This window comes from Bacillus sp. AFS073361 (assembly GCF_002567005.1).
GTDB lineage: Bacteria > Bacillota > Bacilli > Bacillales > Cytobacillaceae > Neobacillus.
On record NZ_NUZU01000009.1, the window covers coordinates 1 to 24,664 of the forward strand.

At 38.3% G+C, this 24,664-nt stretch carries 26 protein-coding genes; 25 read left to right on the forward strand and 1 reads right to left on the reverse strand.

The window, feature by feature from the left end:
* Positions 1–137 precede the first annotated feature (137 nt).
* From COJ96_RS05290 to COJ96_RS05340, 11 genes are all read left to right on the forward strand, one after another.
* Positions 138–785 (forward strand): HD domain-containing protein, encoded by a 648-nt coding sequence (locus tag COJ96_RS05290; protein ID WP_098571938.1) that lies wholly within the window; start codon positions 138–140, stop codon positions 783–785.
* A complete protein-coding gene (locus COJ96_RS05295) occupies positions 782–2,671 on the forward strand; it encodes an ABC-F family ATP-binding cassette domain-containing protein (protein ID WP_098571939.1) in 1,890 nt (629 codons plus the stop codon). Before COJ96_RS05290 ends, COJ96_RS05295 begins: the two co-directional genes overlap by 4 nt.
* Positions 2,672–2,681: 10 nt before the next feature.
* Positions 2,682–3,815, forward strand: coding sequence for a conserved virulence factor C family protein (locus COJ96_RS05300; RefSeq protein ID WP_098571940.1), 1,134 nt, complete (start codon positions 2,682–2,684; stop codon positions 3,813–3,815).
* Between the two features lie 63 nt (positions 3,816–3,878).
* Entirely contained in the window at positions 3,879–4,313 is a 435-nt protein-coding gene (locus COJ96_RS05305) for a BrxA/BrxB family bacilliredoxin (protein ID WP_098571941.1), read from the forward strand.
* A gap of 150 nt (positions 4,314–4,463) precedes the next feature.
* Positions 4,464–5,057 (forward strand): YpjP family protein, encoded by a 594-nt coding sequence (locus COJ96_RS05310; RefSeq protein WP_098571942.1) that lies wholly within the window; start codon positions 4,464–4,466, stop codon positions 5,055–5,057.
* A 100-nt stretch (positions 5,058–5,157) separates the two neighbouring features.
* Positions 5,158–5,739: a TerD family protein gene (locus COJ96_RS05315; protein ID WP_026563843.1), complete on the forward strand. Its 582-nt coding sequence runs from the start codon at positions 5,158–5,160 to the stop codon at positions 5,737–5,739.
* A gap of 80 nt (positions 5,740–5,819) precedes the next feature.
* On the forward strand, positions 5,820–6,605 hold the full coding sequence (locus COJ96_RS05320) for a TerC family protein (RefSeq protein ID WP_098571943.1): 786 nt from the start codon (positions 5,820–5,822) through the stop codon (positions 6,603–6,605).
* 75 nt (positions 6,606–6,680) lie between these two features.
* Complete coding sequence (locus COJ96_RS05325; protein ID WP_098571944.1) at positions 6,681–7,868, forward strand: HpcH/HpaI aldolase/citrate lyase family protein; 1,188 nt, start codon at positions 6,681–6,683, stop codon at positions 7,866–7,868.
* The gene (locus COJ96_RS05330) at positions 7,819–9,195 is read left to right on the forward strand and encodes a phosphoribosyltransferase family protein (protein ID WP_098571945.1); all 1,377 of its coding nucleotides are present in this window, start codon (positions 7,819–7,821) and stop codon (positions 9,193–9,195) included. Before COJ96_RS05325 ends, COJ96_RS05330 begins: the two co-directional genes overlap by 50 nt.
* Positions 9,176–10,297, forward strand: coding sequence for a cysteine protease StiP family protein (locus COJ96_RS05335; protein ID WP_098571946.1), 1,122 nt, complete (start codon positions 9,176–9,178; stop codon positions 10,295–10,297). Before COJ96_RS05330 ends, COJ96_RS05335 begins: the two co-directional genes overlap by 20 nt.
* Positions 10,294–11,094: an HAD family hydrolase gene (locus COJ96_RS05340; protein WP_098571947.1), complete on the forward strand. Its 801-nt coding sequence runs from the start codon at positions 10,294–10,296 to the stop codon at positions 11,092–11,094. Before COJ96_RS05335 ends, COJ96_RS05340 begins: the two co-directional genes overlap by 4 nt.
* Here COJ96_RS05340 and COJ96_RS05345 read toward each other — a convergent pair.
* Positions 11,084–11,335, reverse strand: coding sequence for a hypothetical protein (locus COJ96_RS05345; RefSeq protein ID WP_098571948.1), 252 nt, complete (start codon positions 11,333–11,335; stop codon positions 11,084–11,086). The two genes, COJ96_RS05340 and COJ96_RS05345, sit on opposite strands and share 11 nt — an antisense overlap.
* A 218-nt stretch (positions 11,336–11,553) precedes the next feature.
* On the opposite strand from COJ96_RS05345, the gene COJ96_RS05350 reads away from it, so the two are divergent.
* The 14 genes from COJ96_RS05350 to COJ96_RS05415 all read left to right on the forward strand — a co-directional run bounded on the left by COJ96_RS05350 (position 11,554) and on the right by COJ96_RS05415 (position 24,604).
* Positions 11,554–13,191 (forward strand): YceG family protein, encoded by a 1,638-nt coding sequence (locus COJ96_RS05350; RefSeq protein WP_098571949.1) that lies wholly within the window; start codon positions 11,554–11,556, stop codon positions 13,189–13,191.
* Positions 13,192–13,194: 3 nt separating this feature from the next.
* Positions 13,195–14,298: a toxic anion resistance protein gene (locus COJ96_RS05355; protein WP_098571950.1), complete on the forward strand. Its 1,104-nt coding sequence runs from the start codon at positions 13,195–13,197 to the stop codon at positions 14,296–14,298.
* A gap of 29 nt (positions 14,299–14,327) precedes the next feature.
* On the forward strand, positions 14,328–14,939 hold the full coding sequence (locus tag COJ96_RS05360) for a TerD family protein (protein WP_098571951.1): 612 nt from the start codon (positions 14,328–14,330) through the stop codon (positions 14,937–14,939).
* 34 nt (positions 14,940–14,973) lie between these two features.
* Positions 14,974–15,552 carry a TerD family protein gene (locus COJ96_RS05365; protein ID WP_098571952.1) on the forward strand — a complete coding sequence of 193 codons (579 nt, stop codon included), beginning with the start codon at positions 14,974–14,976 and terminating at the stop codon, positions 15,550–15,552.
* Between the two features lie 130 nt (positions 15,553–15,682).
* The gene (locus tag COJ96_RS05370) at positions 15,683–16,390 is read left to right on the forward strand and encodes an anthrax toxin lethal factor-related metalloendopeptidase (protein ID WP_098571953.1); all 708 of its coding nucleotides are present in this window, start codon (positions 15,683–15,685) and stop codon (positions 16,388–16,390) included.
* A gap of 54 nt (positions 16,391–16,444) precedes the next feature.
* Positions 16,445–17,239, forward strand: coding sequence for a thymidylate synthase (locus COJ96_RS05375; protein ID WP_098571954.1), 795 nt, complete (start codon positions 16,445–16,447; stop codon positions 17,237–17,239).
* Entirely contained in the window at positions 17,236–17,730 is a 495-nt protein-coding gene (locus COJ96_RS05380; protein ID WP_098571955.1) for a dihydrofolate reductase, read from the forward strand. The genes COJ96_RS05375 and COJ96_RS05380 overlap by 4 nt, the downstream gene beginning before the upstream one ends.
* Positions 17,731–17,938: 208 nt before the next feature.
* Complete coding sequence (locus tag COJ96_RS05385) at positions 17,939–18,133, forward strand: twin-arginine translocase TatA/TatE family subunit (RefSeq protein ID WP_098571956.1); 195 nt, start codon at positions 17,939–17,941, stop codon at positions 18,131–18,133.
* 159 nt (positions 18,134–18,292) lie between these two features.
* Complete coding sequence (tatC, locus tag COJ96_RS05390; protein WP_098571957.1) at positions 18,293–19,033, forward strand: twin-arginine translocase subunit TatC; 741 nt, start codon at positions 18,293–18,295, stop codon at positions 19,031–19,033.
* Between the two features lie 306 nt (positions 19,034–19,339).
* Complete coding sequence (locus tag COJ96_RS05395) at positions 19,340–19,591, forward strand: DUF2535 family protein (protein WP_098571958.1); 252 nt, start codon at positions 19,340–19,342, stop codon at positions 19,589–19,591.
* 235 nt (positions 19,592–19,826) lie between these two features.
* Positions 19,827–20,669 (forward strand): DegV family protein, encoded by an 843-nt coding sequence (locus COJ96_RS05400; RefSeq protein ID WP_098571959.1) that lies wholly within the window; start codon positions 19,827–19,829, stop codon positions 20,667–20,669.
* A 134-nt stretch (positions 20,670–20,803) separates the two neighbouring features.
* Positions 20,804–22,321: a spore germination protein gene (locus tag COJ96_RS05405; RefSeq protein ID WP_098571960.1), complete on the forward strand. Its 1,518-nt coding sequence runs from the start codon at positions 20,804–20,806 to the stop codon at positions 22,319–22,321.
* Positions 22,322–22,332: 11 nt separating this feature from the next.
* Positions 22,333–23,454, forward strand: a complete 1,122-nt coding sequence (locus tag COJ96_RS05410) for a GerAB/ArcD/ProY family transporter (protein ID WP_098571961.1) — start codon at positions 22,333–22,335, stop codon at positions 23,452–23,454.
* Positions 23,438–24,604 carry a Ger(x)C family spore germination protein gene (locus COJ96_RS05415; protein ID WP_098571962.1) on the forward strand — a complete coding sequence of 389 codons (1,167 nt, stop codon included), beginning with the start codon at positions 23,438–23,440 and terminating at the stop codon, positions 24,602–24,604. Before COJ96_RS05410 ends, COJ96_RS05415 begins: the two co-directional genes overlap by 17 nt.
* Positions 24,605–24,664 lie beyond the last annotated feature (60 nt).

Consider the following 24,664-nt stretch of genomic DNA (forward strand, 5'->3'; position numbering starts at 1 on the left):
TGGAGAGGAAATCAACAGACCATTTTATACACGAAACCTAAATTCAGGGACTTTTTCAGTGTCCTCGTTTCTTCGGGGTTATTTTTTATTTGTTTTTCATGATAAAATAGCAAGGGTGAAAGTAGGTGTTCGAGAAAATGAAAAACCAAATGATAGAACCAACAGAAAATTATGTCCGCAATGAATTAGGGGAAGATGCTACTGGCCATGATTGGTTTCATGTGGACCGTGTTCGAAGAAATGCCCTACATATTTGCAAGGAAGAAACGGCAGGAAATCCGTTCATTATTGAAATGGCGGCCCTCCTCCATGACATATCAGATGAAAAGCTTAATGAAAGCTGTGAAAAAGGGGAAGAAAAACTGGAATCCTTTTTACAAACCTTACCGCTGACAGATAATGATAAAAGACATATAAAACAAATTATCGCAACGATTTCCTTTAAGGGTGGACAAACGACAACACTGTCCACGATTGAAGCAAAAATTGTTCAGGATGCTGACCGTTTAGATGCGATTGGAGCCATTGGGATTGCTAGGGCGTTTGCCTACGGCGGCAAAAAAGGGCAATCCATCTATGACCCGAGCATTTCAGTAAGAAATGAAATGACGGTAGAAGAGTATCGAAAAGGGAAATCAACAAGTGTTCATCATTTTTACGAAAAATTGCTTAAATTGAAAGACTTACTAAATACAGATACGGCACGAAAAATGGCAGAAAGTCGTCAACAAATGATGGTCACATTTTTAGGACAATTTTACCAAGAATGGGATGGACAAGTATGAAAATGCTCACAGTTGAAAATGTTTCAAAAACATATGGGGAAAAACAACTCTTTAATTCTATTTCCTTTACAATTGGGGAAAAAGAACGCGTCGGTTTAATCGGGGTCAATGGGACCGGTAAATCATCACTTTTAAAAATTATTGCGGGACTAGATACACCGGACGAAGGCAAACTCATCACGAGCAAAGATTATTCAATCACATTTTTAAACCAGCAACCGGAATTAGATGGGGATAAAACCGTCCTTGAACAAGTCTTTGCCGGGGAAGCACCCATTTTAAAACTGATGCGCTCCTATGAAAAAACTTTATTGGACCTTTCCGCTTCACCAAATGACACAAAAGTGCAAGAAGACCTTTTTCGTTTGCAAAAGCAGATGGATGCACTAAATGCCTGGGATGCGAGCACGAATGCCAAATCAATATTAATGAAATTAGGAATAGAAGATTTTACAAAAAGAATTGGTGAGATGTCCGGTGGTCAGAAGAAGCGTGTCGCATTAGCACAAGTTTTGATTGCTGAACCAGATTTACTTATTTTAGATGAACCAACCAACCATCTAGATTTTGATTCAGTGAAGTGGCTGGAAGAGTACTTAAGCAGATATAGCGGGTCGATTTTGCTTGTCACACATGACCGTTACTTTCTGGACCGAGTGGCCAATCGAATGTTTGAATTAGATGGCGGGCAAATATATAGTTATAAAGGCAATTATGCGGCCTTTCTAGAGGCAAAAGCGATTCGTGAAGAGAATGAAGCTGCGACTTTTGAAAAAAGAAAAAATCTTTTCAGAAGAGAACTTGAGTGGATCAGGCGCGGTGCAAAAGCAAGAACAACAAAACAAAAGGCCAGAATTCAACGATTCGAAGAGCTCGATGATAAGGTTTCAAGTGGAAAGCCAACCGCTGAGAAACTTGATATCACTTTAAATGGCAGCCGATTAGGCAAACAGGTTTTCGAACTGAAGGATGCATCCAAGCGATTTGGACCAAAAACGATCTTACATCACTTTGATTTGCTTGTGAAGCCTGGGGATCGAATAGGTATTATCGGGAAAAATGGGACAGGTAAATCAACATTGTTAAATGTTCTTGCCAAACAAATCCCGCTTGATGAAGGGGAATTCATCATGGGTCAGACCGTGAAAATTGCTTATTATACCCAGGAAAGCGAAGACATGGATGAAAATAAGCGGATGATTGAATACATTAAGGAGACAGCCGAAGTGGTAAACACATCGGATGGGAAAACAATCTCAGCGGCCCAAATGCTCGAACGCTTTTTGTTTCCGCCATTTACGCACGGAACACCAATCCGCAAGTTATCGGGTGGAGAAAAACGACGTTTGTACTTATTGAAAATACTAATGACAGCACCAAATGTGCTTCTATTGGACGAACCTACAAATGATCTTGATACACAGACACTGACCGTTCTCGAAGATTATTTAGAGGATTTTCCAGGAGTGGTGATTACAGTTTCCCACGACCGCTATTTCTTAGATAAGGTAGCTGAGCAGCTTCTCGTTCTACAAGGGGAAGGGGCAATCGAATCCTTTTATGGAAATTATACAGAGTATCTTGAAAAGGAAGCAGCATTAGAGGCACAAAAAACAGTCACTGTTACCGCTAAGCCAACAAAACCAATTGAAAAAGAAAAAAAGAAAAGAATGACCTATTCAGAGAAAAAAGAATGGGAATCCATTGATGAAGACATCGAGACAACCGAAGCCCGCTTGGAAGAAATAGCTTCTGAAATGGCAAAGACAGGCAGTGATTTTACCAAGGCACAAGATTTAATGAAGCAAGAAACTGAATTGAACGAGAAACTCGAGCATTTAATTGAGCGCTGGTCATACTTGGCCGAACTTGCGGAAAAGGAATGAGGTGGTCGTGTTGAGAATTAAGGCGATTGAACCAACGCCAAGTCCAAATACAATGAAAATCATACTAGATGAAGAACTTCCCATGGGGAAAAGCCATAATTATAAAAAAGAAACTGCTGCCGATGCACCAGCTAGGATTCAAACCATCCTTCAAATTGATGGTATAAAAGGTGTTTATCATGTAGCAGATTTCCTTGCCATTGAACGAAATGCGAAATATGATTGGAAGGAATTATTGCCGCAAGTACGCCAAGCATTTGGAGAAAAAGCTGAGGAAATTAAACGAAACAATCAGATCAACGAACATTTTGGTGAGATCAAAGTTGAAATCCAAATGTTTAAAGATATACCTATCCAAGTAAAGTTGACGGACGGCACAACTGAAAAGCGGTTTGGCATGCCGGAATACTTTTTAAACGCTAGAGAACGGGCACAGCTGCCTGATGACCATTATCTTTTACTTAGAAAGTGGCAAAATCAAGGCGTCCGCTATGGAGATTTTGATCAGATCGGCCAGGAAGTGGTGGACGAACTAATTGCCGCCTATCCTGAGGTACGGCTTGAAGAATTGGTTGCAAAAGCTCAATCAACGGATCCTAAGCCGGAACAAAAATATAGTAAAAAACGCAAAAAAGTATCGGTAGAAGAGTTAAATCATCCGGATTGGCAAATTCGCTATCAGGTTCTGGAACAAATGGATGACCCTGAATTAGAGGATTTACCTGTCCTTGAAAAAGCATTATCCGACGAAAAGGCTTCGATCCGAAGGTTAGCAACCGTTTACCTCGGTATGATCAAGGAAAAGAAAGTACTGCCATTACTATATAAGGCACTGAAAGATAAAACGGTGACTGTTCGCAGGACGGCAGGTGATTGTCTATCAGATTTAGGCTTTTCGGAAGCCACAGACGAAATGATGCAGGCATTACAGGATAGAAGCAAGCTTGTCCGCTGGCGGGCAGCTATGTTTTTATATGAAGCAGGCGATGCAAAAGCACTTCCAGCATTAAAAGCTGCCGAAAATGATTCGGAGTTTGAAGTCAGTTTGCAAATAAAAATGGCAATCGAAAGAATAGAAGGCGGCTCAGAAGCAAAGGGTTCTGTTTGGAAGCAGATGACGGAAGCCAGGAAGAGCGTTGAATAAAATTGCAAATAAGCAGTAGATTAGGTATTCTAAAGTGTATGAACCGAAACGGAGTGATTAAAATTGTCAAATGCATATGAAGAATATATGAAACAAATGGTTTTACCGATGCGTGAAGAATTAACAAGAGCTGGTTTTGAAGAGCTCTCAACAGCACAAGAGGTAGAACAATTTATGGAAAATGTGAGTGGTACAACGCTTGTTGTCGTAAATTCCGTATGCGGTTGTGCGGCTGGGTTGGCTCGTCCTGCGGCAACTCAAGCTGTCCTAAATAGCGAGAAAAAACCGAATCATATCGTAACCGTGTTTGCTGGACAGGATAAAGAAGCAACCGCAAAAATGCGTGAGTATTTTGAAGGAATTGAACCATCATCTCCTTCAATGGCATTATTAAAAGATAAACAAGTTGTTCATTTTATTCCAAGACATGATATTGAAGGAATGCCGATGGAATCAGTAATGCATAATTTACTTGGGGCATTCGAAGCCCATTGTTAATTATTAATTAGGATGTCAGCCGACATCCTCTTTTTTTTTTGTGTTGAAGACGGAAATTTTTCCAATTATATGAAAAAAGCAGTATAATATTTTTATAGTAACTAATTTGAAATAATAATAGAAAATTGATAAAGAATAAGGTGATTAATAATGAATAATTGGGTCCGTAAAACGTTATTTGTACTAGTATCCGTTTTAACATTTGGACTTGTTACACCAACACAATTAATGGACCATATAAAAGCAGAGAATTTCACCGATCTTGATACGTTTGAATCGCCGTCAACAGAAAATGCATATGGACAACTGAACAATTTTGAGGAAGAATCCGAGTTTAATAGAGACAAATTTATAGAAGATCTGATGAAACAAGCAGAAATCCAGTCTTATCAGAAATTTGGTACCAAAATAAAACCTGTCATCGAAAATGAATTCAAAGAAATTATTTTACCGAATATCGAAAGTGCGCTTGAGGATATGGCCATTCAATTTCCTGAAGAAGATTTAAAAAATCTCACTATTACAGAACAACCCGGAGCAGGCCATTCGGAGAAAATATTTAATATTAAAAATCGAGGTACTGATAAAGATGTCCTTCGTTTCCATGTGAGACGGGATAATCCGCCACAAGAAGGCTACTGGTTTAATTTTCATTATCACACCTATCACGATGATTTTCAGAACCACCATGAATTGGGCGCCATTTATTGGGCTAAAAATACACCACCCAAATGGATGAGTTAAGTGATTTGCTAATAAGCACAAAAAAAATTTATTATAATAATTGAAACCTTTTTATGACAAACTCGTAAATAGACTATTACTTAAATTGGAGGAATGAAAAATGGCAGTAAGTTTATCAAAAGGTCAGAAAGTTGATTTAACAAAAACCAATCCAGGATTAACAAATGTGGTCGTTGGACTAGGTTGGGACACGAACAAATATGATGGCGGCAATGATTTTGACCTAGATTCTTCCGTTTTCTTATTGGGGGAAAATGGGAAAGTAACGAATGAAACTGACTTTATTTTCTATAATAATCCTCAAGGGGCAAATGGTGCTGTAGTACATACTGGTGATAATCGAACAGGCGCTGGCGATGGTGATGACGAGGGTGTAAAAGTAAATCTTACAACGATTCCTGCTAATATTCAACGCATTGCTTTTACTATTACAATTCATGATGCCGATAGCAGAAACCAAAACTTTGGACAGGTTTCAAATGCCTATGCCCGTATCTATAATGAAGCTAATGGGGAAGAATTGATTCGCTATGATTTAGGTGAGGACTTCTCGATTGAAACAGCCATTGTTGTCGGTGAATTATATCGCCACAATGGTGAATGGAAGTTCAGTGCCATTGGCAGCGGTTATCAAGGCGGATTAGCAGCACTTGCTACAGACTTCGGCTTACAAATTGGTTAATTATTAATTGTAAAAGATCCAGTTTGATACTGGGTCTTTTTACAAAAACTTTCTTAACAACTTGGGAGGAATTATTCTAAATGTCAGTTATTAATCATATCTTGGACACATATGCACAATTTTTTGATTTAGATATGTGGGGTAAGATATTAGTAGATCCGGTCAGCTGGGGACTTATTGGAACACTTATTATTTTAGAAGGTTTGCTTTCTGCAGATAATGCTCTTGTTTTAGCCGTAATGGTGAAACACTTGGAGCCTCAAAAGCGGAAAAGAGCTTTGTTTTACGGTTTATTAGGAGCATATATATTCCGATTTATCGCAATTGGAATTGGAGTATACTTAATCAAGTTTTGGGTCATCAAAGCTCTTGGGGCTGCGTATCTTGCTTGGTTAGCGATTAAGTATTTCATCGATAAGCGAAAAGGCGATACTGGTCATGATGAAGAGGAAGCAGAAGGAATTAATCAAGGTGGCTTACTAATCCGTTTATTTGGTACTTTCTGGGGAACCGTAGCAGCTGTTGAATTAATGGATATTGCTTTCTCCGTCGATAGCGTTCTTGCTGCATTTGGGGTCAGCAACCAAGTTTGGATTCTGTTTGTAGGTGGTATCCTCGGTGTGTTAATGATGCGAGGTGTCGCTGGTGTATTCCTTACCTTAATTGACAGAATTCCAGAACTTGAAACCACTGCTTATATCTTAATCCTGATTATTTCTATTAAGATGGCATTAACTTTACCGTTATTTAACATTCATATTGAATCATTACATTTCTTTATCATTCTCGCTATAACATTTGGCGCTACCTTTATTGTTCACTTCATGAATAAAAAGAAAGAAGCCAGTAAACAAAACCAATCATAAACTATTGATTAAAAAGGGGAGCTGACGAGAGTCCGTCTCCTCTATTTTTTAGCTTTAAAAGAGGAGAAATTGGTTATGGAATTTTTTACATACTTTTACGAGGATGAAATTAAACGCTTCTTCTATCAAAAACCGCAGACATTTACTAAATATTCTAACCTCGAACTCCTATCCTATGGTTTGGGAGCTACTCTTTATATGCCAGCAACACGCCCTAATATTCATCAAGAAATATTATCTAAAAAGCATGAAGGATTAACCTCTCTTGTCATCGACTTGGAAGATGCCGTAGGGGATCACGAGGTAATGGATGCGGAGGCAATGCTCATCCATGAGTTGGTAATGTTACATGCAGAAATGAATAAGGGATTCCTAAGCTATAGGGATCTCCCACTAATGTTTATCAGAATTCGAAATCTCGAGCAGTTTAAAAGGGTAACCGCTCAATTAACTGATGCCATTCATCTTCTAACAGGGGTAGTGCTTCCAAAATTCAGCGCCGAAACAGGTGAAGAACTATTATTAGAGGTAAGTCGAATTCATACTAAGCAGCATCCATTTTATGCTATGCCGGTTTTGGAGACAGCTAAGGTCATCCAAAAAGAATCAAGAATGGAAGAATTAATAAGTATAAAAAACCTGCTTGATCGCTTCAAGGAACATATTCTAAATGTCCGGATTGGGGCGACCGATTTTAGTGGATTATATGGAATACGCCGAAGTGCAGATACAACGGTGTATGATATTGCTGTTTTGAGAGATTGCATTTCTGACATAATCAATGTCTTTCAACGTTTTGACAGTCCTTACGTTGTTTCTGGTCCTGTCTGGGAGTATTTTTCTTCGAAAAAAAGAATGCTCAAGCCACAGTTAAGGCAAACCCCTTTTCGTGAAAGGTATGGCGATGAAGGGCTGAAATGGCGGGCGAGGTTAATTGATGATCATATGGATGGATTAATTCAGGAAATCCTCATGGATATCGCAAACGGGCTAACTGGAAAAACGATCATCCATCCCACACATATCAAAGTCGTTCAAGCCCTTAATGTGGTTTCCTACGAAGAATTCATTGATGCCAGCAATATCATTGCAGCAGCAACAGGGGAAATTGGTGTAATGAAAAGTAATTTTGAAAATAAAATGAATGAGATTAAACCTCACTATTATTGGGCTAAGAAAACCATCTTAAAATCAAAGTTATACGGGGTGCTGCATGAAGAATTCACAACCATCGACCTTATCAAAAAAGAAGTATACGTATAATATTTTAGAATCGATTGAAACCGAGATAGAAGTGACTAAAAATCCGTATGAGTTATCCATCCAAGAGTTATTTACCATGGCGGCAAGGATAAATAAGAAGCGTTCGTTCCTTTTCGTAAGTAAGGTGCTTGGTAAACATATCCCGATAAATCCCCATAAAGGGCTGTTGACTGCTGCCCTCCTAGGTGCCAGATATTTAGAAATGGTTCAGGGAATCAAATATGTAGAAACGGAGAAACTATTAACCTCATTTTATAGAGAAGAAATATACAAGAGTAGGGCGTTTATTCCTACACATGTTAGTCCAGTTGTGATTGGCTTTGCTGAAACGGCCACAGCGCTGGGGCATGCCTTCTTTGATTGTTTTCAAAACGCCGAATATTTCCATACCACTCGGGAAGAAATCAACCAGATGAGACCGGAAATTACCTTTGAAGAAGAGCATTCTCATGCAACATCCCACCGCTGCTATATTCCGTTAGAGATGATTCAAAATGAACGAGAAATAATCCTTGTTGATGATGAATTGACCACTGGTAAAACGGCCTTAAATATTATCAAATCCATTCATAATAAATTCCCGAGACGTGTTTATACGATCGTTTCCATTTTGGATTGGCGTTCAGAACAAGATCGAAAAAGATTTCAACAGTTTCAACAGGAACTTGGTATAAAAATTAATGTCGTAAGTTTGATAACGGGTAAGGTACAGGTGAAGCAGATGCGAGAAATAGCAAACCACTCGCCAATCACCGAAAGGAAAAAGTATGCCAAGGCAACCGTAGAATGGGTTGACATATCTTCTTTTTTTTCGAAAACAACCTTATCAGTGGATAACCCAATGAATCAATCAGCATTTATTTACGAAACAGGTCGATTTGGTCTGAGTAGTTCAGAAAATAATAATCTTCACCATATAGCCTCTCTAGCTGCGGCGAAATTGAATCAAAAAAGATCGGGGAATAAGACTCTTTGCTTAGGAACGGGAGAGTTTATGTATCTTCCCATGAAACTCGCATCTCTCATGGGCAATGGGGTTTTTTATCAATCGACCACCCGCAGCCCTATCTTCATCGAAAACAAAGTGGGTTATGGGGCAAGGTTCGGTGTATCTTTTCCAAATCCGGAAGCCCTATCGATTACACACTTTGTTTACAACATCCCTCCAGGATTCTACGATGAATTATTTGTTTTCATGGAAAGAAAAGTAGAATTAGAGAGTTTACAGCCGCTTCTGAAAGAACTAGAGAAATTACAAATAAAGATGATTAGGCTCGTCTATTTTTCTAATAATCGAGGGGAACAAAATGAAAAGCACAACCAATAAACCAGCAAGCATCGGAAGTTATAAAGCGGAGGACGTTCAATTTCTATTAAAGGATTTAAGTGAGATTTCTCTAGAGGATACCACAGAGAATCGAGAAATGAAGGTTCAATCAGGTGTTCACTACAGTGAATCGTTACCTATCGAGTACCAGCCGCCAAATGCCTATGTGGAATTATTCTGGTCCACTCTCAAGGAGTATAAGAAAAAAGTGGCCTTATGCATTGGGATTGTGGCCGAACGAATCTATCAATCGAAAGGTGATAAGACTGTGCTCGTGTCCCTTGCACGTGCAGGAACACCGGTTGGAATTTTGATAAAAAGATATATACACTTGAACTACCATGTTTCAGTGCCGCATTATAGTATATCTATCATTCGTGATAGAGGGATCGATGAAAATGCCTTGAATTACATTTTAACTCAACACCCTAATGCTGAAATTCAGTTTGTTGATGGATGGACAGGTAAGGGGGCCATTTCGAAAGAATTGACAAAAGCCTGTCACGAGTACAAAAAAAAATACGGGGTCTCACTGGATGACACATTGGCAGTTATTGCTGATCCCGGCTACTGCACGACATTGTTTGGAACAAGGGAAGATTTTTTAATCCCAAGCGCTTGTCTTAACTCAACCGTATCTGGGTTGGTAAGCAGAACCGTTTTAAATGATCTATATATCGGCAAGGATGATTTCCATGGAGCTAAGTATTACCAGGAATTGATTCCCATCGATGTTTCCAATCAATATATTGATTTGATTAGTAAGGAATTTGGAACCATTTCTGTGGAAGCTGCTGAGGTCGCTCGAAACATGGTTGACGAAAGAATAGAAACGGGATTCCTAGGGATGGAGGACGTCAAACGAATTCAAACTGAATTTGGAATTGGGAGCCCTCATTTTATTAAACCAGGGGTTGGCGAAACAACGAGAGTATTACTTCGCAGGGTTCCATGGAAAATTCTGATGCGTGATCCTTCAAGTCCATTCGTCAAACATATTCTTATGCTCGCAGAAGAAAAGGGAGTAGAAGTCGTACCATATCCAAACTTAAAGTATTTATGCTGCGGCTTAATTAAATCGGTTAAGGAGAGTAATGTATGATTTTTGCATCTGACCTTGACCGTACATTGGTTTATTCAAACCGGGCGATTGAGGATCTAGGTAACGATGATCCAAGCCTTCTTAAACCAGTTGAAAGAAAAGACGATAACTGGGTTGCCTATATGACTGAAACATCCTTTTCAGCATTAAAAGAGTTAGCAATGAATAGTTTATTTATTCCAGTTACCACAAGGACAACGGAACAATTTAACCGTTTTCATATTTTTAAGGATGACATTGCAATTAAATATGCAATCACTTCAAATGGGGCCAATATCATTTATCAGGGTATGTTGTTGAAAGAGTGGTCAGCACATATTATCAACCGTATGACGGAGGAATCAGTTACCCAAAAGGAACTGCTTGCTAAGTTAAAAAAGGAAAGTTTTCAATTTGATGGGCAAATGAAGCAGGCAGAAAATTTATTTTTCTATTTCATCTTAAACAGTCTTCCACCTGCTTCTGATCTCCAAGTGATTCATAAAGTGGCAGTTCTAAATGGATGGAGAATCTCCTTACAAGGGAGAAAACTCTACTTTATCCCTCGAGCAATTAGCAAAGGAGACGCACTTGAATATATCTCAAAACGAGAAGGAATGAAAGTAATTGCTGGTGCGGGGGACTCCATACTAGATTGGGACTTTCTGAAAAACTGCCACTATCGTTTTGTCCCGGCCCATGGGGAACTGGCAAGGGTGTCAGGCACCAATGATTATACTCTGACAAAAAATAAGGGGATCGGTGCAGGGGAGGAGATTATCCTACAATTTCTACAACTGCTTCGTCTTACAGTTTAATTTTTTTCTCTTTTCGGGTAATAACGAAAAAATAAACACAGGAAAATAAACTATACGTTCCTAAGCAGAATAGGACTGACAAGGCTAATGATTGCAATATTGGAGATAGTAGAAACGTAAAGATGAAACTGAAAACAAATAAATCTAGATAAACAAAAACATCTGAAACCATTACATCCATAACGGTATCCAATTCCTCTTGTATCTGCTCCATCCGCGGCCGCTTATATAAAAAACGCATTTGAGTCACCTACTTTAGTGTGAGTACTCAATAGTATGTAAGGACAAGGAAAAAGGTGAAGAATTAGGGAAATACATGTTGTATGAAACATTTTTTAAGGAGTTTCGTATAAACAAATGAACCAATTAAATAACTGTGATATGATGTTATGGAAACCTTACATAATTTTCTAAACGCTTGAAAAAAAAGCTTTCGCTTCTAGAGGGAAGGGATTATGAATGAATCCATCATATAATCAGTTAAAGGCCCAACCTGTTGCCCTTTCATATGAAAATTGGCAGGCTTTGCTGAAGAAATCATTGCCAGAGCGGCCAAATTATTCATTAGAAAATGGCACTATTCACATTGGGCAAGTAATTGGGAAGTTCCTTGGAATACCTATCGACCAGGACCACTATTATAACGAGCTCTTTGATTATGTGAATAATCCGGAATGGGATTTGCATTTATTAAGTGAAGAATCACTGGATAAAACGATTAATAACCATCACTTTCAATCCATTCAAAAGGTCATCAATATCCATCGAGAACAAAAGCTGTCCATCAACCGATTTACCGCTTTTCTTGAAGGGGAACAGCTATTGTTGAAATCAAGGAACCCAGTTATACATCGGAAACTGCGCGAAGCGATGATTGCAACATTAGAGATGTTCGCTAAGAGTGAAAAAGACGGGTTAGTTAACCATGATTTAAGGCGGGTCCTGGTTGATCTTGTGAAATGGTCTATCAATCATTTAGAGCCAGTTTTGGAAAAGTGCGATCCACAAAAAGAAATGCCCAAATTTTTGTGGTATGGCGATTTTAAGAAAAGTCACCAATATTTTATATATTATTTAATAAAGCTAGGCTGTGATCTGGTCATTTTTCATCCTGAAGGTAAGGATATCTTGGAAGGGATGATTCAAGAGGCGGTATTCTCTCATGAATACCCTAATCGCATCCTTGCAGAACCATTCCCTAGGGCAAAGCGGACTCGTAAAGCAACGGTTGCTTACCGTGCTTCCAAAGAAATTGAGACCATTTTAAACCAAGAGGGTTCTGGCCTTTACAAGCCATGGCAATTAAGGGATTACACACCGTCTTCAATTACGTTAAAAACCACGTATGATGAACTTTTTATCCTTGGCAAAGAAATAGCAATGATTCGGCCTGATTTTGAGGTGCGGAACGGACAAGTTAAAATTCCTTCCATCTTTGCTAAGATTCAGGGAGTGAGTAAGAATCGTAAAGAGTACTGGGACCGCTTGCAATCACTGAGTGAATTAGAACATAGTTTACTGATTCGACGTTTGCCAATCACGATGGAAAGCACGAGTGACTTTCGCTTTCATTATCGAAATGCCCACGGTAAGGACGGCTTGATTAACCCTGAAATCATGATGAAGTCACATTATTGGCCCTACTCATTCCTTTCCACCGGCTTACAAAAAGGAATTGCTAACGCAGTCAGAAGAATATGTGATAAACCAGGTTTAAAGCCCCTGCCAACGGAAACGATAGAAGACGTAAAAATGTATTTATTTACCCAGGCCTTGTTTATGCCTAAACCGATTATTCAGTTGATTGAGAAATTTGACTACTCCCAACATGTTCCGAAGTTAATCATTTTCAATAATGAAATGGCCGGTATGCTGTCAAGATCCGATGCAGCTCTGCTTTTACTCTTAAATCAATTTGGGATTGATATCATCCTGTATAATCCTCCTGGCCATAATGATATTGAAAATTTTCTTGACGAACGGTTATTTGATAAGCATTGGCTCGAAGATGTTGTTTTTGAATTGGAGTTTAAGGAACCGTCCATTTTCAAAAAAGGGCTTTTCCAAGGAATCTTAAAAAATTTAAGGGGAGATTAATAAGTGAATCTTACGCCTAATCCATCAAGCAGCTTAACGCCAGCAGGTGCAGATGACATCCTTACAGAAACAAAAGTCTCTGACATTAAACTTGCGCTTCGAAAAGAACCTGAAATTCAAAATTTGGCCCGGACGATTGATGAACGTGACCAAATTCAAGTGTTAGAGTTTGGGAAGGAACCTGCTGTACAAATTTCCCGTTTTTCTGACCAGATATTAAATAATATGCGGACAACGAAAGTAGAGGACTCAGGGGAACTTCTTAAACAACTGGGCCGCATCATGGATAAGTTTGATGCAAAGGACTTTCAAAAGACGTCAGGCGGACTTTTTGGAAAGCTTTTCAAAAAGGGTGAAAAGATGGTCGAAAAACTGTTCGGCAAGTACCAAACGATGGGGTCTGAAATTGATAAGGTATACATAGAAATATCCAAATATCAGCATGAAATGGTTGATTCAACCAATATGCTCGAACAAATGTATGAGCAAAACTATCAATACTATTTGACCCTTGAAAAATATATTGTTGCGGGTGAAATAAAAGTAGAGGAATTAAAGAATGATCAACTTCCACAGCTTGAAGCCCGGACAGCTGCTGGTGATCAGATGGCTTCCATGCAATTGGACTCGCTCAAAAATGTTATTGAGTTATTGGAACAGCGCATCTATGATCTGGAAATGGCAAAAATGGTTGCTCTGCAAACTGCTCCTCAGATTCGTCTTTTACAAAGAGGAAATACGAAACTGATTGGCAAAATTAATTCGGCATTTGTCACGACCATTCCGATTTTTAAGAATGGGTTAATTCAAGCGATGGCAGCAAAAAGACAAAAGCTAGTGGCTGATTCGATGAGTGAATTAGACCGCAGGACAAACGAAATGCTTCTTAAGAATGCGCAGAACATTTCGCAGCAAAGTACCGATATTGCGAGATTAGCTGGTGGTCCAAGTATTAAAATTGAGACGATTGAAGAATCGTGGAACATTATCATAAAGGGTATGCAGGAGACCAAGGCTATTGAAGAAGAAAATAAACGAATGCGGGCTGAAGGCACCAAACGTTTAGAGCAGCTGCAAGATAACTTTAAAAAATTGAAACAATCTTAATATAAAAATTGCTAATAGGAGTGATTAAATTGGCTATCAATTTACAAAAAGGTCAGCGTGTGGATTTAACAAAAAGCAATCCGGGATTATCTAAAATCATGGTCGGTTTAGGATGGGATCCAGTTCAAAGCGGCGGTGGCGGCGGCTTATTCGGAGGTTTGTTTGGCGGTGGCAGTGCAGCTAATGTAGACTGTGATGCCTCAGTAATTATGCTGGGCGCAAACGATAAGCTTCAAAACAACAAGGATGTTGTATACTTTGGAAACTTGCGAAGCAACGATGGCAGTGTACAACACTCAGGAGATAATCTAACAGGCGATGGTGACGGTGATGACGAGCAGGTAATGATCGATTTAAGCCGTGTTCCGGCCAATATTCAGAAACTTGTTTTCGTTGTAAATATTTATGACTGTGTTAAGAGGAAGCAGCATTTTGGAATGATTAAAAATGCATTTATCAGGGTCGTAAATCCAGGAAATAATCAAGAGTTACTTCACTACAACCTAACAGACAATTACAGCGGTTTAACATGCCTGGTGACAGGAGAAATTTATCGTCACGGCAATGAATGGAAGTTTGCAGCTATTGGAAGTGGGACAAATGCAGCAAGCCTTAGTGAAGTCGTTCGTTCCTTTAGTTAAGTAAGGTAAAAAGTTCAAATTGAGGTGATTCCTTTTGGGTATTAACTTGTCAAAGGGGCAAAGAATTGATTTAACAAAAACAAACCCAGGCTTAACGAAAGTAGTTTGTGGTCTGGGCTGGGATACGAATCGTTATCATGGCGGAAATGACTTTGACTTGGATGCATCGGCGTTTTTAGCTGATGCGAATGGAAGAGTCGTTAACGATTCGGACTTTATTTTTTACAATCAACTCGTTCACCCTTCTGGTTCAGTGGAACATACAGGAGATAATCGAACAGGTGAAGGTGACGGCGATGATGAACAGATCAAGATTGACTTCAGTAAAGTTCCATCACATATACAGCGAATCGCCATTACCGTAACCATTCATGATGCGGATGCAAGATTTCAGAATTTCGGTCAAGTTTCTAACGCTTTTGTCCGTCTTGTTGATGAAGAAACGGAGAATGAGGTATTGCGCTTTGATCTTGGCGAGGACTTTTCCGTCGAAACAGCTGTGGTATTTTGTGAACTTTATCGTCATAATGGTGATTGGAAATTTAACGCAATTGGCAGTGGTTTTGCTGGTGGATTAGCAGCCCTTTGCCGAAATTATGGTTTAGAAGTGTAACTTGAAGAAGCTGCCGTTATGGCAGCTTCTTCCCTTTTTTTATCCAGTAATTCCATATAATTTTCTGAAACCGCATTCGTGTTCCCATGTTATAATTCAAGTAATCTATGAATGACAAGGGGATGATAGGGTGCGAAAAACTATCGTTTCAGTATTAATCGCTGGTTTGTTTCTATCATCAATCACTACTTCGCAGGCTTCTGGTGTCGGTGTTTTGCTTGGTGATTATTCTACGAATTCTCTGCTCTACCAATCACTTAAAGTCAATCAATCATTATCACTCCTCGATCAAATTATTGTCTTACCTAAGCAAAGTTTTGATCAAAAAGAAGCAGCAGAAATAATTAACCGAATTGACTCGATTCCTGACTCTATATTAGAAAAAATAATTAATAACGGAATCAGCATGAAATTATTTACTGGAAAACTTACGGATAATCCAACGGCAAGTCACCTGAAAGGGAAAATTCCTAGGGGGTATACCAATAATGTAACCTGGGATGATGTCCCTGGAATTGGTGGTTCTAAAGTGGTATTAGTTAAAATCGGTGCGAGCGATAAAGGACAAGGACACGGTTCGATAAATTTAGAATTACATGAACTGGCGCATTCCATCGATCACTATGTGTTCAATGAAATTAGTGGTTCGAAAGAATTTATGAATTTGGTGGAAAATGAACATGAACAATTATTTCCAGGAAACAGCTATTTTCAATATCCAGAGGAATATTTTGCAGAGTCATTCGCGCTGTACTTTTTAAATTCTGATTCAAAAGAACTATTACGGATGAAAGCACCGAAAACATTTCAATTTATGAAACAGCTATCGCTTCACTAATTAGATTTTGATTGTTAAAATAGATGAATATGTGCGATAAGGGAGTTGTCCGGGATGAAGCAATATTTAGATTTATGTAAGCATGTCCTTGAAAATGGAAACGAAAAGGGCGACCGAACAGGTACGGGCACGATTAGCACCTTCGGTTACCAAATGAGATTTAATTTAGCGGAAGGCTTTCCGCTCATGACTACGAAAAAACTGCATTTAAAATCAATAATCTATGAACTACTTTGGTTTTTAAACGGAGATACCAACGTTGGATATTTACAGGAGAATGGCGTCCGTATTTGGAATGAGTGGGCCGATGAAAACGGTGAATTGGGTCCGGTCTATGGCCACCAATGGCGGTCATGGACAGGGGCTGACGGTAAAACTGTTGATCAAATTAGCGAACTCATCGACCAAATCAAAACAAATCCTAATTCCAGAAGACTTCTGGTTAATGCTTGGAATGTGGCGGAAATTGACAACATGGCGCTGCCACCGTGCCACTGCATGTTCCAATTTTACGTGGCAGACGGTAAATTGTCCTGTCAGCTGTACCAACGGTCAGCAGATGTCTTTCTTGGCGTTCCGTTTAACATTGCATCCTATGCGCTTCTAACAATGATGATCGCCCAAGTATGTGACCTAGAACCAGGCGAATTTATCCATACATTCGGTGATGTTCATATTTATCAAAATCATCTCGAACAAGTAAAGTTACAAATGGGGAGAGAGCCTCGTGCTTTGCCTGTCCTGAAAATAAATCCGTCCGTTAAAGATATCTACTCTTTTGAGTATGAAGACTTTACACTTGAAGGCTATGACCCACATCCACATATAAAAGGAGTGGTGAGTGTATGATTTCCTTTATCGTCGCAATGGACGAAAATAGAGTGATTGGGAAAGATAATCAACTTCCTTGGCATTTACCTGAGGATTTAAAGTTCTTTAAGCGGGTTACAATGGGCCACCCCATTGCGATGGGAAGAAAAACGCATGAATCCATTGGCCGTGTTCTTCCAGGCAGAGAGAATATTGTGATTACCCGCCAGGCTGATTACCGCAGTGAAGATTGTACGGTTATTACCTCCGTTGAGGAGTTTGTCAAGTATTGCCAGAAGCAAAACGATGAAATCTTTGTGATTGGCGGAGCAGAAATATTCAAAGAGACATTCAGTGCTGCTGACCGGCTCTACATTACGCTTATTCATGATAAATTTCCAGGCGATACATTTTTTCCTGAGTTTGATTCAAGCGAATGGGAATTAGCTTCTCTTGAAAAAGGCCTAAGAGATGATAAAAATCCGTATGATTATGAGTTTAGAATATATAATCGAAAGTCTAATGTGTAAATAACAATTAAATGATTGACTTCATTAGTTGTAATTGTTAAATTGTCAGTAGTAATTTATAATGTGATAAGAAACACTAAATATTACAATGATGTTTAGTTGATATTGTGAAATTACTATGAATTATTGATGATAACTTACCTAAATTGAATTTTAGGTAATATAATCATAGTAGCAATAACATAACAATTAAAGGGGCTGTACATCCATGTTTTCAAATATCGGAGTACCCGGATTGATTTTGATTTTAACACTTGCATTAATTATTTTCGGACCTAAGAAACTTCCAGAAATCGGACGTGCTTTCGGACAAACCTTAAAGGAATTTAAAAAGTCTACTCGTGAACTCACAGATGATGTAATGAGCGACATTGATGAAGAAAAGAAAAACTTGACTAAATAAGGTGTGAGATTTCCGTCTTACGCCTTTTCTTCTTTATAAATATCCTTTTGACTAAGGAATTTCATGGTACATTTCGTATATAATCATAACTGAAGTTGTTTTACCTAGAGTACAAGCACGTGCTCTTTTTTAATCTTTTGATAATGGCAGGGGAAGTACATGGATGATAGAGAATTAAATTTAGTGGATCATTTAGAAGAACTGCGCAAACGGATTATTATTTCTGCACTTGCCTTTGTAGTTTTTTTTATTGTCGGTTTTATTTATGTTGATGATATCTATAAATGGTTTGTTGGAAATGAAAAATTACTAGTTCTCGGCCCTAGTGATATTATGTGGATCTATTTTATGCTGGCAACCGTAATTGCCGTGGCAGGAACCATTCCTGTCCTCGCCTTACAAATTTGGCTGTTTGTCAGACCAGCATTGAAACCGAATGAAAGAAGAATAACCCTTTCCTATGTTCCAGCTTTATTTTTCTTATTTATTATTGGACTAGCCTTTGGATATTTTGTCATTTTCCCTATGGTGTTAGACTTTTTAGTGAACATAGGTAAAGATATGTTTGTCACAAACTTCACAGCCGAAAGATATTTTAGTTTTATCTTAAACATGACGCTGCCATTCGGGGTATTATTTGAACTTCCAGTTGTTGTTATGTTTTTAACTTCGCTGGGTATTATCAATCCGTTTGTTCTTTCAAAAATTCGTAAATATGCTTACTTCGTGCTTATTATTATCGCGATCGTCATCACGCCACCAGACTTTATGTCTGATTTTGTGGTAACCGTACCACTTTTATTGCTTTATGAAATCAGCATTAATCTATCAAAATTTGTTTACCGTAAACGGTTGAAAAAGCAGCAAGAAGAGGAAACAGAAGAAATGGTTGAAGCGTAAATAAGCTGGAATAGCAAAAAGTGAGCCCTCATTTCAATAGGAATGGGGGCAATTTTTTAGCAATTGTTCAGTTCTTTCATCCAGGACTGAAATTTAAAGTAGTTACGGTTTTCATGAAAGTCTTCTATTTTAACCAACCTTGATGAGAAAACCAGCCCATCATATTGACCTGTTTTTATTATTGGGTAATAACTAATGACTATTAAAAAATTCATAAATATTTCTCATTCCAAGCAGAATAAGACACATTTCGAACCGCATTGGGTGTATAATATACACAAACGGGTGAAAAAGAGGATTGATATTTTGTTATTCAAGAGCCTAGAGTTCAAAAATGATATTGGACAGAAGGTTAAAATTATTGAAATTCCTGTATTGGAGGAAGATAGCGCTTATAAATTTATGATCCAAGTCCGTTTACAGACGTATGTTACGTCGCTCTACGAGGAAAAAAGCTTGAAAAAATGCTATTCCTTTAAAGATTATTTGAAAAAGATCATGAAATGGCCTGATTATGAACGCTTGTTTAAAATAGGAGAATTAAAGAATAACGCTTAATGCATTCAGAGCATCGCAGGGATTCCCCCAGCGGTGCTTTTTAATTTTAGGCTGTGTTAAAGGTTAATGTTGATTTTNNGGCACGCCCGCGGAAAGCGATGTGCCTGGAATGGAAATCAACAGACAAGTTTAACACAGCCTAATTTTAAAAAATCATCAAAAGTGATGTATGTTATTCCTTTCCACTGCACTTAACTGTATAATACAAAGCAGTACTGGTAGGGAAGTGACTTTTTTGAGCAAAATTAAAATTGTAACCGATTCAACAATGGACATGCCATTAGATATAGCAGAAAAACTTGGTATTGTAGTAGTACCATTGTCCGTAACTATAAATGGAGAATCATACTTAGATAGAGTAGACATAGATGTGGCTGAATATATTCAAGTGATGAACCAATCTAACGAATTACCTAAAAGTTCGCAGCCGTCGGCTGGAACCTTCCTTGAAGTGTACGACCGGCTCGGAGATGAAGGATATGAGGTTTTATCGATCCACATGACAGGCAAAATGAGCGGTACCGTTCGTTCAGCTGAAAGCGCTGCACAGATGACAAAAACTAAAGTCACCGTTGTTGACTCGAAGTTTATTTCGTTGGCGCTCCAGTTCCAGGTTAAGGAAGCAGCGGAAATGGCGAAGCAGGGAAAGAGTATGGAGGAAATTCTATCACGCCTAGACAAGATACGTGAAAATACTAAACTTTATATTATGGTCGATACACTTGAAAACATGGTGAAGGGCGGCCGAATTGGAAAAGGGAAGGCATTTATTGGCTCGTTATTAAATATCAAGCCGATTGCCTCCCTTGAAGGGGCTGAATACAACCCCGTTGCCAAGGTTCGAAGTCATTCGCAGGTGGTTAAATACTTGGCTAAACAATTTACGGAAGATGTGAAAGAGAAAACCATTCTTGGTGCAGGCATTGTTCATGCCGAAGCGATTGAACTATCTTCTAAACTAAAAGCAGCAATCTCAGAATTAACAGGCTATCAGGATCTTTCAATTGATTATACAGGTCCTACCATTAGTACCCATACTGGGCCTGGTACAATCGCTTTAATGTATTATTTTGAATAAATTTATCAAACGAAGGGTGTCAGGCACCATGTGAATTTTTTCGCATGGTGCCTGACACCCTTCTGTTTTTTCTTTTGGATAATATTAGTTGTTCTGGTAAAGATAAAAAAAATTGAATGGTTAAGGTGTTGCTTATGTTTAAGCGGAAATCGGAAAATAAACGATCAGAGGATAAGAAACCGCATAGTTTAAATGTGGATGATCTTAAGAAAGAATTGGAAACAGCGATAGGCGATTGTTCAGATCTGAATTTTCGAACCTTAAATAAAAATGGGAAGAAAATTGTCTATTGCTTTTTAAGCAGCCTCATTGATAAAACAAGCTTTGATGAATTTCTCTTGTCACCTGTCCAGCAAAGTACACAAAATGAATGGACAACGGAAAGTCTTGCACAGATTCTCCCGATTGCTGAACTTTCGGTTGCTAATCAATTAAAAGAAGTTGTTTCCTCCTTAATAGAAGGAAAATCGTACATTTATATCGATGGTGAACCATATGGGATACTTGCCAATGTCGGTTCAACTGTGGAAAGATCCCTTGAAAAGGCAGAAACCGAGTCACTTGTTTATGGGCCAAAGATTTCTTTTACCGAATCTCTAATTGGTAATTTAAATATTATTAGGAGTAATTTAAAAGATCCACAATTGTGTATGGAAGATATCACAATTGGAAAAAGGGTTAAGACCCCTGGAAAACTTGTCTATGTTAAGGATATCGCAGATGAAGAAAATGTGAATACCTTTCGGCAGAGGGTTACGGATTTAGAATATGATTACATACCGGATACGACGGTCTTAGGGCAGTTAATCGAGGATAATAGCTGGACGATTTTCCCGCAAATTATGTCAACCGAACTGCCAGACCGGGTCACTCTTTCCTTGATGAGGGGGCGAGTGGCAGTATTAATGGACCGGTCCCCGTCGGCTATTTATGGTCCAACACCCTTCCTTAGTTTCTTTGAATCAACCGAAGATGTCTATATGCGTTGGAATATGGGCTTTTTCTTACGGATGCTGCGGATTATTTCAATTTTTCTTTCAGTCTTATTGACTCCAGCTTATGTGGCTGTTTTGACCTATCATTATGAGGTTATTCCATCAGCACTGCTCATTTCTCTTGGTCAATCAAGGGCAAATGTTCCATTTCCACCAGTCCTCGAAGCCCTTCTCTTAGAATTTGTCATCGAACTTTTAAGGGAGGCGGGCGCAAGACTCCCTACTAAAGTAGGTCAAACAATGGGTATTGTTGGCGGTATCGTCATCGGACAGGCAGCGGTACAAGCAGGATTTACAAGTAATATCTTAATTATCATTATTGCACTTAGTGCCCTTGGGTCTTTTACATCACCTAGCTATTTAATGGGTACTGCCATTCGGATGGTTCGATTTCCAATCATAATTTTAGCCGGTTTTTGGGGGGGGATTGGGATTATGTTTTCGTTTTGTTTTATTCTAGTTCACCTATTAAGATTAACCACCATTGGGAGGCCATACCTTACCCCTATCTATCCCTTTAGGTGGAAGGACTTAGGGTACAGTATTATCAAATTTCCGACTCAATATTTATCCTACAGGCCGTTAACAAACCGTCCTGTGGACAAACAGCTTTTTCCTAAACATAAAGGTGTTGAAAAAAAGGATGTAGATGAATAGGAGCGGTCAGGATGAAAATAAATGTGAAGCCAAAAGAAGGATTATTGGTTAATGCATTCCTGGTCATGTTTTTTATACACTCTGCACAAACAGGCGTAGGAATTGTTGGATTACCTAGAATTGTCTATATAGCAGCAAAACACGATGCGTGGATCTCTGTTTTTCTCGGAGGACTATTTTCAGCTTTTGTCTTAGCGATGATAGTTCTCATGCTTAAAAAATATGAAAGTGCAGATTTATATGGAATTCAAGTAGATGTGTTTGGAAAATGGCTTGGGAATGCATTGAATGTTTTTTATATGATGTATATGACCATAAGTTTTTTTGTGATCTTGATGAATTATATTGAAATTATCCAAGTGTGGATTTTTCCCGAAATGCCCACATGGCAAATATCGCTTGCTCTGATCCTCCTTACCATTTATGCAGTGAATGGCGGTATTCGTATCATTGTCGGTGTAGCTTTTATGTCTGTCTTAGGGACTCTTTGGATGGTTTTTATTCTAGTTGTACCAATGCAGTATGCTGATCCTAAAAATTTGCTGCCTCTTTTAAACACAGATCTGAAGCACATTATCAATGGGGTCTATAAAACCTCTTTATCACTTATGGGCTTTGAACTAATTATGTTCCTATATCCATATGTAAAAGATAAAAAAAAGATATTTATGTACACACAAATAGCGAATTTATATACAACGGTATTTTTCACGGCTGTGACAATGGTGTGCATTACATTCTTCGCTGAAAACGGGTTGGCTCGGACTATTTGGCCTGTTTTATCAATGTTTAAAATTGTTAGGTTACCAAACTTAGAACGGTTTGAATTTATTGCCGTATCTTTTTGGATGTTAGTCATCTTGCCAAACATGTGCGCCTATTTGTGGGCGGCATCTAAGGGGTTTAATCGAATTATTAATTGGAAACAAAAAAAGGGGATTTGGATTATCGGTATCCTCGTATGGGGTGGCTCGTTTTTTATTAAAGCAAGGTATCAAATGAATGAATTGTCTGATTTTGTTGCGCAACTCGGATTTTTATCTGCCTTCTGTTATCCTGTACTCCTTTCAATGCTGGTATTGATGAAAAAATGGTTCCTAAGGAGGAAGAAATCAAGTGCAGAAGCTTCCTAAATGCAATCTAATTCTTTGGACAATATGTTTGATGACGATGATTCTCTGTGCTGGTTGTATACAGCAAAAGCCACTTGAAAAATTGGGATTAATTACGACCTCAGGTTATGATTTAGCAGGAAAAAATAAAATTAAAGGAACTGCGGTTGTTCAGAAATTTGATCCGATGACGCGAGCGGCAACGAAAGTAATTACATCTTATGCTAAAACAACCAAAGGTTTAAGACAACAAGAAAATCTTCAATCCAATCAGAAGCTTGTTTCAGGACAACTTCGTTCGGTTACCTATAGTCGAGAACTGGCAAAAAAAGGTATTATTCAACTGGTGGACACGTTAAATCGAGATGCCGCAATTGGAAATATGGTCTATTTAACAATAGCTGATCAAACGGCTTCAGAAATTATGCAAATTGAAAATAGAAATAAAGGGAATTTAAACCTAGGGACATATATGTACAATTTAATCAAACAAAATGTTGAGGGCGAACAAGTTATTTCTCCGACACTGCATGAGTTTAACCATAATTATTATGATATTGGCAGGGATCCTGTGCTGCCTATCCTAAAAGTTAAGGGAAAAGATGTGATTATTTCTGGGGTCGGCCTTTTTCAAGATGACCGTTTAGTGGATGAATTAAAGCAAGGTGATCTTTTTTATTTAAAAATATTAGTGGATAAATATAAAGCCGGAACAAAAGAAATGGGATTCAAGCCGGAACAATTAGAAAAACTTATCCTAAAAAATGAAAATTACACCAGGAAACCTATATTTAGTAAAATCTATGTTACTGTTGATAATATTCGGAGTAAGACTAAAATTAAGTTAGTCAATAAAAAAAAACTCCACTTTCGAGTAGATGTTAAATTGGATTCAAGGGTATTAGAAATGACTCAAGCCTTGGATTTAGGTAAACCTGCTTCCGTAAAATTTCTTCAAAAAAAGTTTGACCAACAGATGAAAAAGAAGGTTGAAGAATTACTGCTTCGTTTTAAGGAATTAGGAATTGATCCCGTTGGACTTGGAAATGAATATGAAGCACATCTCAGAGGAAAAACAATCACAAAGGAAGAGTGGGACAGGGTATATAAGGATGTAACATTTGATGTGCACGTCAAAAATACAATAGAACGAACCGGTGTAATTGATTAACAAACCAAATCCTTTCTTCTTTTTAAATTCTTTGTTAAACTAATCACGAAATGGAATAGA